This is a genomic window from Pseudomonas sp. BN505 (assembly GCF_029873175.1).
GTDB lineage: Bacteria > Pseudomonadota > Gammaproteobacteria > Pseudomonadales > Pseudomonadaceae > Aquipseudomonas > Aquipseudomonas putida.
Genome location: NZ_SSOI01000024.1, coordinates 1 through 11507, shown reverse-complemented (window position 1 = coordinate 11507; position 11507 = coordinate 1). Strand labels below are relative to the sequence as shown.

At 62.4% G+C, this 11507-nt stretch carries 8 protein-coding genes and 1 tRNA gene; 4 read left to right on the top strand and 5 right to left on the bottom strand.

Going from position 1 to position 11507, the window contains the following annotated elements; genetic code table 11:
- Positions 1-200 precede the first annotated feature (200 nt).
- Both E8E78_RS04985 and E8E78_RS04980 read left to right on the top strand, forming a co-directional pair.
- A tRNA-Asp gene (locus tag E8E78_RS04985) sits at positions 201-277 on the top strand.
- 199 nt (positions 278-476) lie between these two features.
- Positions 477-1307, top strand: coding sequence for a DUF2242 domain-containing protein (locus tag E8E78_RS04980; protein WP_280313613.1), 831 nt, complete (start codon positions 477-479; stop codon positions 1305-1307).
- A 353-nt stretch (positions 1308-1660) separates the two neighbouring features.
- On the opposite strand, the gene E8E78_RS04975 is transcribed toward E8E78_RS04980, so the two are convergent.
- The 3 genes from E8E78_RS04975 to E8E78_RS04965 all read right to left on the bottom strand — a co-directional run bounded on the left by E8E78_RS04975 (position 1661) and on the right by E8E78_RS04965 (position 6177).
- The gene (locus tag E8E78_RS04975) at positions 1661-2701 is read right to left on the bottom strand and encodes an AraC family transcriptional regulator (protein WP_114942807.1); all 1041 of its coding nucleotides are present in this window, start codon (positions 2699-2701) and stop codon (positions 1661-1663) included.
- 4 nt (positions 2702-2705) lie between these two features.
- Positions 2706-3824, bottom strand: a complete 1119-nt coding sequence (locus tag E8E78_RS04970; protein ID WP_049274304.1) for a nitrilase-related carbon-nitrogen hydrolase — start codon at positions 3822-3824, stop codon at positions 2706-2708.
- 115 nt (positions 3825-3939) lie between these two features.
- Positions 3940-6177 (bottom strand): TonB-dependent siderophore receptor, encoded by a 2238-nt coding sequence (locus E8E78_RS04965; RefSeq protein WP_084967218.1) that lies wholly within the window; start codon positions 6175-6177, stop codon positions 3940-3942.
- Positions 6178-6435: 258 nt separating this feature from the next.
- Between E8E78_RS04965 and E8E78_RS04960 the strand changes: the two genes are divergently transcribed.
- Complete coding sequence (locus E8E78_RS04960; protein ID WP_197863776.1) at positions 6436-8472, top strand: NADPH-dependent 2,4-dienoyl-CoA reductase; 2037 nt, start codon at positions 6436-6438, stop codon at positions 8470-8472.
- 149 nt (positions 8473-8621) lie between these two features.
- Positions 8622-9512 carry a pyridoxal-phosphate dependent enzyme gene (locus E8E78_RS04955; RefSeq protein ID WP_049274299.1) on the top strand — a complete coding sequence of 297 codons (891 nt, stop codon included), beginning with the start codon at positions 8622-8624 and terminating at the stop codon, positions 9510-9512.
- Here E8E78_RS04955 and E8E78_RS04950 read toward each other — a convergent pair.
- Together E8E78_RS04950 and E8E78_RS04945 are read right to left on the bottom strand one after the other, a co-directional pair.
- A complete protein-coding gene (locus E8E78_RS04950) occupies positions 9503-10048 on the bottom strand; it encodes a cytochrome b (RefSeq protein WP_016500850.1) in 546 nt (181 codons plus the stop codon). The genes E8E78_RS04955 and E8E78_RS04950 overlap by 10 nt on opposite strands.
- 201 nt (positions 10049-10249) lie before the next feature.
- Complete coding sequence (locus E8E78_RS04945) at positions 10250-11245, bottom strand: IS110 family transposase (protein WP_016497900.1); 996 nt, start codon at positions 11243-11245, stop codon at positions 10250-10252.
- Positions 11246-11507 lie beyond the last annotated feature (262 nt).

Below are 11507 nucleotides of genomic sequence, written 5' to 3'. Positions count from 1 at the left end.
GTTAGAATACCGGCCTGTCACGCCGGGGGTCGCGGGTTCGAGTCCCGTCCGCTGCGCCATCTTCGTTTCAAGGTCCCTAGAACACCTTGAAGCAAACACAAGAGAAGCGATCCTGTTGTCGCTTTTTTTGTGCCTGCCCTGAGGCCATTGCGGCGGAAGGGTAGACCCAGGTTTCAATCGGGCGCAAGCCTGAATGATACGCAGCGGTAGTTCAGTCGGTTAGAATACCGGCCTGTCACGCCGGGGGTCGCGGGTTCGAGTCCCGTCCGCTGCGCCATCTTAGCCTCAAGGCCCCTTGAACGCCTTGAAGCACGAAAAAAGCGACCTTCGGGTCGCTTTTTTTGTTTCTACGGCTGGAAACCCCCGGCTTTACCCAGATTTACACCAACCTGACAGACTCTTCACCGACCAGTGGTTCCTGTGCCTGCCTGCTGTGTTGCACAATAGGCACCTTCTCGACTTACCCGGAATTCGCAATGATCAGATCTTCCGTCTTTGGTGCGCTCGGGCTGGCCCTGGTGCTGGCGGGGGTGGCCGGTTGTTCCTCGAAAAAAACCGCCGTGTACGAGCACGAGAACTTCGATGACTCGGGTACCTTCTCGCGCAGTTTTCCGGTGAGCGATGCCGGCTCTTGCGAGGCCGCCCGGCGTGCCTTGCTCAGCCAGGGCTACATCATCACCAACAGCGGCGCCAACCAGGTGGTGGGCAACAAGAGCTTCCAGCAGAACAGCGAGAACCACCTGCAGATCAGCTTCAACGTGACCTGTGCGCCAGATGTAAGTGATGAACAGCGTTCGACCATGTTCGCCAACGCCCTGCAGGACCGTTACGCGCTGAAAAAGTCCAACACCTCCGCCAGCCTTGGCGTGGGCGTGCTGGGTTCGGTATCGATGCCGATCGGCTCCAGCGACGACTCGATGGTCAAGGTGGCCAGCGAAACGGTGACGGCGGCGCAGTTCTATGACCGGTATTTCGCCCTGGTAGAGAGCTACCTGCCCAAGCCCAAGCCGAAGAAGGTCGAAGAGGCCAAGGTCGAGGCGCCCAAGGTACAGAAACCCGCGGTGGAACTGGGGCTGCCGGAGCAGGCGGCTGCGAACCCGGTGGCACCTGCCCCGGCTTCGGAAGCCGTACCTGTGGCGCAAGTTGCACCAGCGGCTACGGCCGTTGCCCCGGCCAGTGAAGCAGCAGCGGCACCGGTGGTGAATGATAGCCAGGGCTCGCAGCCTGTCGCGCCGCCGGCCGAAGCGGCGCCGATTCAGGTGCAGCACGAAGCCCAGCCTGCCGAGGCCGCATCGCCTTCCCTTTGACTGTTTGCCTGTACCGGCCTCTTCGCGGGTAAACCCGCTCCCACAGGTACTGCACCGATCTCAAACTCTGTGCAGTACCTGTGGGAGCGGGTTTACCCGCGAAGAGGCCGGTACAGGCTGTAAACATTCCCTGTTACAGACACCCCGCGATAACTTCCTGAACACCTGCTACGTTTACCACTCATAAGCTTGTCATCATCTCTTCATCCCACCTGCCTAGGCTGAAGGTGATACCTACGAAGACAAAACGAGCAAAGAGGACGCAGGGCGATGGATGAATACCAGGAAGAACTACTCGAAACCCAGGCTTACGAACTGGACACCCCGGAACCGGCTGAAGACGCTACCGAGCTTTAGCCCGCCCGCCGCTGGCTGCGGCGGAACTCCCCCGGCGTAAGGCCCGTCCAGCGCTTGAACGCGCGCTGGAAGGCCTCGGCCGAAGCAAACCCCAACAGATAGGCAATCTCGCCAAAGGCCAGCTCCGTGTCACGGATATAGGTCTCGGCCAGGTCGCGCCGCGTTTCATTGAGCAAGTCGCGAAAGCGCGTGCCTTCCTCGGCCAGCTTGCGGCGCAGGGTCCAGGTGGGCAGTTGCAAGTGCAGCGCCACTTCTTCCAGGTCCGGTTCACGGCCGCCATTGAGCAGCGGGCCCAGCAGATGAGTAATGCGCTCACCCAGGCTGCGCACCCGCGTAAGCTGTTGCATTTGCGCCTCACACAGCTGCAGCAGATGCTGCCAGGTGCTCGGGCAGTGCCTGGGGTTGGCCAGCTGCAGTGTGGCGCGGCTCAGACGCAGCTGGTTGCCCTCGGCCGCGAACTGTATGGGTGCGCTGCACAGCGGCTGATAGCGCGCCGCATAGGTGGGCGCGGAAAATTCGATGTCCAGGCGCTCGGCCTGCACCGTTGTGCCAGCCAGATCGGCCAGCTGCGCCAGCCAGCCGGCAAGCAGTGAATCGACCACGAAGCGGTTGTAGGCGTTGTAGGGGCTGATGGAGTAGAAGCGCAGCCAGGCACCCTGGGCATCTTCCTCGAAGCTGGAATGGCCACGGTAGTTGGCCGCATACAGGGGCTCGAAGCGCAGCAGGGTGCGCGCCGCATCGCCCAGAGTCGGCGCCTGGGCGGCGGTGACCCCGGCCAGGCCGGCATGCGCCAGTCGGCTCAGGCGCCCCATGTGCAGGCCCAGCGCGGCCTCACCGCACAGCTCGATGGCGGCGTGGCCCAGGTGCATGTAACGGGGGATCGACAAGCGCGCGCCGGCCTCTGCGAGGCGGGGTGCATCCAGGCCATAGCGGCGCAGCAGAGGCTCAGGCTCGTGCCCCAGCTCGCGCAGGGCATCGGCCAGCGGCTGGACAAAGCCTACTGAAAGGTCGCCCAGGCGTACACGGGGGCGGGCCATGGGCCTATAGCCACAGGTTCAGCAGGCGAGCGCCATGGCTGGGGGTACCCGCCAGCAACTCACCCGACTGGCGGGCAAAGCCCTGGCCGTCGCTGGCCTGTTCCCAGAACTGCCCGCGCATGAACACGCTCATGCTGCTGACGCTGGCCCCTGCGGCCTCGGTCAGGCGTTGCCAGGCGCTCTGTTCGCTGACTTCGCCACGTTGCAGGGGCAGCCCGGCGCTGGCCTCCTGGTGGCGATTACCACGCCATGGCGCTTCCCAACTGCCCTTGCCGCTGAGGAATACCGGGTTGGCGATCAGTTGTACCGCTTGTTGTGCCAGTTGCTGATGGTTTTCCGGGTACCAGCTGTCACTGCCCACCAGTACACCCAGGCGCCCGGCAGGGGTTTGCACCACTTGCAGGGGTTGTTGGCGGCCATCGTGGACATAGCGGCGCATTTCACTGTCGGGGAACTGCTGGCGCTGTGGCTGGCCCAGCAGTGAGCCATCACCGGCAAACACCAGGCTGCTATTGAACAGCGGGCCACTGCCGGCGTGCAGCACGCCCTGTTTCACGTAAGGCGCAGGCAGCACGATGGAGCCGGCCACCAGGGTGACGCCAAACTCCTTGGCCAGTCCGCCGAACAGCTGTTGGTAGTCCGCGGCCATCTGCTCGGCCTTCATGCGCAGGTGTGCATCCGCGCGCCAATCGTCGCCGTCGGCACCCAGCATGGCCAGGCCGTAACGCAGCGGGTTGCTCAGCTCCAGCCATTGCAAGGCCTCGCGGCTTTGCGTGACCTGATACAGCTCGTTCTTTTCGCCGCGAGCCCATAGCCAGGTACCGATGTGCTCCGGCAGCACCACTACCGTGCGCGGGCTTATCAGTCCTTGTGCGCGGGCCTGTTCGAGGTAAGCGGCGAGCTTGCGGTGCAGGCGCTGCAGGTTCTGGTAGTCCCCCGGGTACAGCAGCGGCTCGACGCCCAGTAGGTTGCCGTGTTCCCCTGGCACGCCATGGTTCAGTGCCAGTTCGATGCGCAGGTCGGACAGGTAGTGGCCTTCCGGGCGCTGTTGGGTCCAGAAGCCATAACCACAGAGGGCGGCGAGGAAGACCAGCGCCAGGGCGCCAGCAAGCAGTTTTCGCATTGGCCGTGTCTATTCAGTTGAAACTGTGACAAGGGTACGAGCAAACCGGCGCCCAGCGGAAGGTCAATTGTGCGATTTGGTTGTACCGGGGCCGCAACCGGCCCCGGAGGCAGCATCAGAACTTGCCGCTCAGGCTGACCAGGAAGCTGCGTGGTTCGCCATACAGGTTGCCGTAGCCGGTCGAAGACACGGTGCTGTAGTAGGTCTTGTCGAACAGGTTGTTGGCGTTCAGGGCCAGGGTCCAGTGTTCGTCCAGATCATACGCGGCACGTGCCGAGTAGATGGCGTAGCCGCTTTCCACGAAGGAGTAGTCCAGCGATTCGCTACCGCCCAAAGGCACCACGGTGCCCGACTCGCTGTGCTCGCTCTGGGCGATCACCCCGGCGCCAAGGCTCAGTGCCGGCAGGCGCTGGAAGCGGTAGTCGGTCCACAGTTTGAACAGGTGGCGCGGGGTATGGGTGCTGAAGCGGGCATCACCTTCGCGCTTGTTCTCGTTGGCGTTGTAGGTATAGCCCAACGCCACTTGCAGCCCTGGCAGCACTTCGCCGTTCAGTTCAAATTCGAAGCCCTGACTCAGCTGGTAACCATTGCCGACATAGCAGCATGAGGTGACAGACCCCCACTGACGTGGGTAGTCGGGATCGATCTGGCCTTCGCCCTTCTTCTCGATACGATACAAGGCAAAGCTGGCCAGCAGCTTGCCGTCAGCAATCTCCTGCTTGATGCCGACCTCGTAGTTGGTGCCGGTCAACGGCTCCAGGGCCTTGCTGCCTGGTGGCGGCCCTTGCAGCAGGGTAGCCTGCGACTTGTAGATTTCAGCGTGGCTGGCATACAGGCTGGTGGTTTCGCTGAGGTCGTAGACGATGCCGTAGTACGGCACGAACTGGCGGTCCTCATCGATAGAGTTGAGCTTCTGGCCATTGGCACCGACATACTCGGTGTCTTCCATGAGCGTGTAGCGGCCACCGATGATCAGCGACAGGTCGTCCACCGGGCGGATGCGCAGCGAGGTATAGGCGCCTGCCTTGCGCACATCGGTGCTGGTGTCCGGGAAGTTCTGCGCCGTGGGGAAGCGGTCCGGCAGGGTCGGCGAGAAGATCAGGTCGTCGTAAAGGAAGTTCCAGTAGCTGCCACCACGGCTCTTGAGCTTGCTGCCGTCCACCCCCACGGTCAGGTCGTGCATGTGGCCGAACGCGTCGAACGAGCCTTGCAGGTTCAGGTCCAGGGTGGTGTTGGTGGTTTTGAAATCATGCTGGTTGTTCCACCACGAGCCGCCGTTGCCAGTGGCCGGGTCGATGGGGTTTTCCAGCTCCACCACATTCTGCGCGTTGCGGTTGATGTTGTGGCGCACGTTGGCCACGGCTTTCCAGTTGTCGCTCAGTTGCTGGTCCAGGCGGGCGAACACCGTGGTGTTCTCGATATCGTTCCAGCTCCAGGGGGTGGTCAGGTTGGTGCTGCGCGACAGGCCCAGGTCGCTGCCATCGGAGAAGCGGCCCAGGGTATTGCGCACGCCATTGAGGTCGTCACGCTGGTGGCTGGCACCGAAGAACAGCAGGGTATCGTCGCTGGCATCGAACTCGAACGACACATAATTGAGGTTGCGTTTCTTGTGGTCGTAGTCGACGAAGTTGCGTTTGTCTTCCAGTACGCCTACATAGCGCCCGCGCAGACGCCCATCCATTGCCAGAGGGCCGGTTACATCGAATTCGCCGCGGTAGTTGTCCCAGCTGCCGGCCGAGGTCAGGGTTTTTACCTGCGGCTGCGACAGCGGGCGCTTGTAGCTGAAGTTGATCACGCCGCCCGGTTCACCTGCGCCATACAAACCGTCGGCACCGCGCAGCAAGCCGACGCTGTCGAACTGGGCAAGGTCTTCGTAGCGGCTGCTGTCGAGCATGCTCGACGTGGCGCCACCTTCGTAGCGCACATCGTTGATTTCGAAGCCACGGGACACATAGGTGTTCTTGGCCCATGCCTCCTTGCGGGTAACACCGGTCATCTGGTTCATCACCTGGTCCATGTTGCGCAGTTGCTGGTCTTGCAAGCGCTGATCGGTGATGACGGTTACTGATTGCGGTATCTCGCGCAGTTTCTGCGGCCCCTTGCCGCCCATGGTGGTGGTGCCCGGCGCATAGCTGCCGGTGTTTTCCGTGCTGGCGCCCAGCCATTGGCTTTCGACGTTGGTCGCTGACAGCTCCATTGGGGGGGGTACGTGTATGCCGCCATCCTTGGCAGCCTCCTGTGTCATCGGGTCCGGCGTTTGGGCGCGCAGTACGCCGGTTGGCAGTGCCGCGGCGACGCCGAGGCATAGGTGCAGCGACAGGGGAGACAGCCGGGTGAGGCGGGTTTTGACCATGAAGGCAGCATCCAATCGGTATTTATTATCGGATGTGAATTATTTGCATTTGATTTTCGTTTTCAATAAGCACATTAAAATATTTTTACGATTCATGACGAAGCGCGAGGTTTTCCTGTTCGTTTTGATCATTAAATTGTCAGTTTCAATCATTGAGCCAATTCAAACAGCTGTTTAATGTCGCTGACAGACAAACGACGGGCCCCGCCGACCAGTGAGGTGCCCGCATACCGTGATCACGCCACCAGGGGACCTTCCATGGCCGCCGACCGCTACCCGCACCTGCTCGCTCCGCTGGACCTGGGCTTCACCATTTTGCGCAACCGCACCTTGATGGGCTCGATGCACACCGGCCTCGAAGAGCGCCCCGGCGGCTTCGAGCGCATGGCCGCGTACTTTGCCGAGCGCGCTCGCGGCGGCGTCGGCCTGATGGTCACTGGCGGCATTGCGCCAAACGATGAAGGCGGGGTGTATTCCGGCGCGGCCAAGCTCAGCACCGAGGAAGAAGCCGACAAGCACCGCATCGTCACCGAAGCCGTGCACGCCGCCGGTGGCAAGGTGTGCCTGCAAATCCTGCATGCCGGGCGCTACGCCTACAGCCCACGGCAGGTAGCACCTAGCGCAATCCAGGCGCCGATCAACCCGTTCAAGCCCAAAGAGCTGGACGAGGAGGGCATCGAGAAACAGATCGCCGACTTCGTCAATTGCGCGGCGCTGGCCAAGCGCGCCGGCTACGACGGCGTCGAGATCATGGGGTCGGAAGGCTACTTCATCAATCAGTTCCTGGCTGCCCATACCAACCACCGCACCGACCGCTGGGGCGGCAGCTACGAAAACCGCATGCGCCTGGCGGTGGAAATCGTCAGTCGGGTGCGCGGCGCGGTAGGGCCGAATTTCATCATCATCTTCCGCCTGTCGATGCTCGACCTGGTCGAGGGTGGCAGCACCTGGGACGAGATCGAGCTGCTGGCCAAGGCCATCGAGCAGGCCGGCGCGACCTTGATCAACACCGGCATCGGCTGGCACGAAGCGCGTATCCCGACCATTGCCACCAAGGTGCCGCGTGCGGCATTCAGCAAGGTCACCGCCAAGCTGCGTGGCGTGGTTAGCATTCCGTTGATCACCACCAACCGTATCAATACGCCGGAAGTGGCTGAAGCCGTATTGGCCGAAGGCGATGCCGACATGATCTCGATGGCCCGGCCGTTCCTGGCCGACCCGGACTTCGTCAACAAGGCAGCGGCTGGCCGCGCCGACGAGATCAATACCTGCATCGGCTGCAACCAGGCCTGCCTGGACCATACTTTTGGCGGCAAGCTGACCAGCTGCCTGGTCAACCCGCGTGCCTGCCACGAAACCGAGCTCAACTACCTGCCAGTACGGGCAGTGAAGCGCATTGCCGTGGTTGGCGCCGGCCCCGCCGGTTTGGCTGCGGCCACCGTGGCAGCCGAGCGTGGCCATGCGGTGACGCTGTTTGACGCCGCCAGCGAAATCGGCGGCCAGTTCAACGTGGCCAAGCGGGTGCCGGGCAAGGAGGAGTTCTTCGAAACCCTGCGCTATTTCCGCAACAAGGTGAAAAGCACGGGCGTGGACCTGCGCCTGAATACCCGTGTCGACGTACAGGCGCTGGTGAGCGGCGGCTACGACGAAATCATCCTGGCCACTGGCATCGCACCGCGTACCCCGGCCATCCCAGGTGTCGAGCATGCCAAGGTGCTCAGCTACCTGGACGTGCTGCTTGAGCGCAAGCCGGTGGGCAAGGCGGTTGCGGTGATTGGTGCGGGTGGCATCGGTTTCGATGTGTCCGAGTACCTGGTGCACCAGGGCGTGGCCACCAGCCAGGACCGTGAGGCGTTCTGGAAGGAGTGGGGCATCGATACCCATCTTGAGGCGCGTGGTGGCGTGGCCGGGGTCAAGGCCGAGCCGCATGCCCCGGCGCGCCAGGTCTACCTGTTGCAGCGCAAGAAGTCCAAGGTGGGTGATGGCCTGGGCAAGACGACCGGCTGGATTCACCGCACCGGGTTGAAGAACAAGCGGGTGCAGATGCTGAACAGCGTCGAGTACCTGGGTATCGACGATGCCGGTTTGCACATTCGCGTGGCGGACGGCGAGCCGCAGGTGCTGCCGGTGGACAACGTTGTGATCTGCGCCGGGCAGGACCCGCTGCGTGAGCTGCAGGACGGCCTGGTGGCGGAGGGGCAGTCGGTGCACCTGATTGGCGGGGCCGATGTGGCGGCCGAGCTGGATGCCAAACGGGCGATCAACCAAGGTTCAAGGTTGGCGGCGGAACTCTGAGATTGCTGGGGCTGCTTTGCAGCCCTTCGCGGGCTTGCCCGCCCCCACAGGGATAGCGCACGCCTGAAGCCAGCGCCAAACCTGTGGGAGCGGGCAAGCCCGCGAACGGCCGCACAGCGGCCCCAGGATTTCGCTGGTAAACTCGCACGATGCTTTTCGACTTCCCTCAAGCGCCCCTGCAACCCCTGAGCCTGCCTTGGCTGGCGACTGCCAATGTCGAGGCCGCCATCCTGCGGCTGGACCTGATCGACCCGCTGGTCAGCGGCAACAAGTGGTTCAAGCTTCGCCATCACCTGCAGCAAGCCAGCGTCAGCAAAGCCCCGGGCCTGATCAGCCTCGGCGGCAACCACTCCAACCACCTGCACGCCCTGGCCGCCGCCGGCAAGCGCTTCGGCTTCGCCACCGCCGGCCTGCTGCGGGGTCACGCTCAGGAAACACCTACGGTGCGTGACCTTCAGGCGCTGGGCATGGAGCTGCACTGGCTGGGCTACGGCGGCTACCGCGCGCGCAACGAACCCGGATTCTGGGGGCCCTGGCAGGCACGCTACCCCGGCTGGCATTGCATTCCTGAAGGCGGCGGCGGGCCGGCTGGTGCGCAGGGCTGTGCCCTGATCGTGGAACAGGCACGCGCGCAGATCACGGCACTGGGCTGGCCGGGCTACGATGCCTGGTGGCTGGCTGCCGGAACCGGTACTACCTTGGCCGGCCTGGTACTGGCCGAGGCGGGTGCACATGCCGTCCATGGCGCGCTGGCTGTGCCCAGGGATCATGGTGTGCCGGACGCGGTGGCAGCATTGGCCGGTGCGCACGGTTTCCAGCTCCACGACGCTTGCCGTGACGGTTTCGGCAAATTCGACGATGAGCTGCTGGCCTTCGTTGCCGAGTGCGAGTTGCACAGCGGTGTACCGCTTGAAGCCCTCTACACCGGCAAGGCCCTGCTGGCCTTGCGTGATCAGGTCGAGGCCGGGCTGTTCGCGCCCGGCACCCGCCTGATCGTGGTACATACCGGTGGCCTGCAGGGCCGGCGAGGTTACTTGTAGGGCAGCATGCGCAGCAGCGTGTTGTCGCGCTGCACATAGTGGTGGTACAGCCCGGCCACCGCGTGCAGGCCGATCAGCCAGTAGCCCCAGCTGCCCACGCGTTCATGCCAGCCTTTGATGAACTTGGCCTGGTCCGGGTCCGGACCGATCAGGTGCGGCAGCTCCAGGCCGAAGAACGGCACCGGTTTGTCGGCGGCGCTGAGGATCAGCCAGCCGGCCAGCGGCATGCCGATCATCAGCAGGTACAGCGCCAGGTGCATCAGGTGCGCAAGGCCGGTCTGCCAGGCCGGCGGCTTGGGCACGATGGGCGGGGTAGGGCGGCTGAGGCGCATGGCCAGGCGCAGCCAGACCAGCACGAACACGCTGAGCCCGAGCATGAAGTGCAGGTCCTTCATCAGGTTGCGCTCGGCACTGTCCTTGGGGAACAGGCCGCGCAATTCGATCAGTGCATAGACAGCGGCCAGCAGCACCAGCATCAGCCAATGCAGGGCAATGGACAGGCGCGCGTAATGGGTCGTGGGGGTGGATGAAACCATGATCGGTCCTCGTCATCAGGTCAAAATGGCGCTCTTGCTGGCGCTCAGGTACCACTGTAGTGGTTACCAGAAACAAATCTTTGCGCTGGGTCTGTGAAAATTGTGTTGCCTGTGCCGGCCTCTTCGCAGCACAAGGCTGCTCCTACACGGGCAGCACGGCTCTCAAGACCTGTACGGTCCCTGTAGATACTCTGTTGGCGGTCAAGCTTTTCTAAGGTGTTCAGAGCTGAAAAGCTTGGCCGTATCAAATGGTTCATCGCCGCGCATGCATGCCCATATGCCTGTCAGGTACTTGCGCATGACAGCGGCGATCGCTTGCATTTTTTTCTTCCCCCTGCTGACCAGCGATTCATAAAAGGCCTTCGCGTAAGGATCGCAGCGCACCGCCGTCAGCGCCGGCATGTACATGGCCGCCCGTAAATAGGCATTCCCGCTTTTGCCGAGCCGACCAGGTTTATCAATGCTTGTCCCCGACTGTGTCTGTCGAACATCTAGACCAGCATGACGAGCGACCTGAGAGGACTTGAGCATTTGAGGAAGGGTGGTCAGCTCAGCCAAGGCAGCAAGTGCCGAGACTTCTCCCATTCCCGGGCCCGCTAGTAACTGCTTGTACTGCCGGTTAAGCGTCGGACACTGAGCGATCAACTCACGTCCGGCTTTGCGGAAACGCTCAATGCGATTGTCCAAAGTGGCAATCGCTTCCTCTTGATCTTCGATCAGCATCGACACGGTCGTAGCGGTCGCCTGCAATGCATGCAGCTCATTCTTCGCCCTGGTGCGGTGCCCGACCAGACGATTGATGTGCCGGCCAAGAGCCCTCAGCTCAAGCTGTACGGAGCTTGGCGGTGTCCACAAGCGCGGTGTCATACGTTCACCGTACTCGGACAGCAACTGAGCATCTATCGAGTCAGTTTTACTGTTCACCAGCATCAGCTTGGCGAAATTATGGAAGCTCTTGGGGTTGATCACCGAAACAGGAAGGTCCGCAGCATGCAGCTCAAGGGCCAGGTCCAGGTAATAGATTCCGGTCGCCTCCATCACGATCGACTTGGGCTTGAGCGCCTGCAGCTTTTTCACCGCTGCCTTACGACCAGCAGGGGTTTGAGCGATATCCCACTGTCCAGCGGGACGCCCATCTTTACGCACCCCAACGATCGACGTACGAGAACCAATATCCAGGCCCACACAGACATTCATTCTTCCCACTCCCAAGCGAGTTAGGTAACAATGGCCTCCGGTTCCCCGACCTCGAACTTCATGCCGCTGCAACCTTGTAATGCGAAGTCCGACTTGTCGGCTTCTCGATACTCTTCGTAGTGGGCAATGAGGCGGGGGGCCTCTCTACAGACAAGGTCAGGGGCAAACCCTGCCTTCAGGAGCGATCGGCCTCCCCGGAAGTGCTTCTATAGCCTGACGAGAATAACCTCTCTCATCAGGCTAGGCACAACATACAAGGAGC

Coding starts and splice junctions, on each gene's coding strand:
- E8E78_RS04980 (WP_280313613.1), top strand. CDS start 477: ATGATCAGATCTTCCGTCTTTGGTGCGCTCGGGCTGGCCCTGGTGCTG.
- E8E78_RS04975 (WP_114942807.1), bottom strand. CDS start 2,701: ATGGCCCGCCCCCGTGTACGCCTGGGCGACCTTTCAGTAGGCTTTGTC.
- E8E78_RS04970 (WP_049274304.1), bottom strand. CDS start 3,824: ATGCGAAAACTGCTTGCTGGCGCCCTGGCGCTGGTCTTCCTCGCCGCC.
- E8E78_RS04965 (WP_084967218.1), bottom strand. CDS start 6,177: ATGGTCAAAACCCGCCTCACCCGGCTGTCTCCCCTGTCGCTGCACCTA.
- E8E78_RS04960 (WP_197863776.1), top strand. CDS start 6,436: ATGGCCGCCGACCGCTACCCGCACCTGCTCGCTCCGCTGGACCTGGGC.
- E8E78_RS04955 (WP_049274299.1), top strand. CDS start 8,622: ATGCTTTTCGACTTCCCTCAAGCGCCCCTGCAACCCCTGAGCCTGCCT.
- E8E78_RS04950 (WP_016500850.1), bottom strand. CDS start 10,048: ATGGTTTCATCCACCCCCACGACCCATTACGCGCGCCTGTCCATTGCC.
- E8E78_RS04945 (WP_016497900.1), bottom strand. CDS start 11,245: ATGAATGTCTGTGTGGGCCTGGATATTGGTTCTCGTACGTCGATCGTT.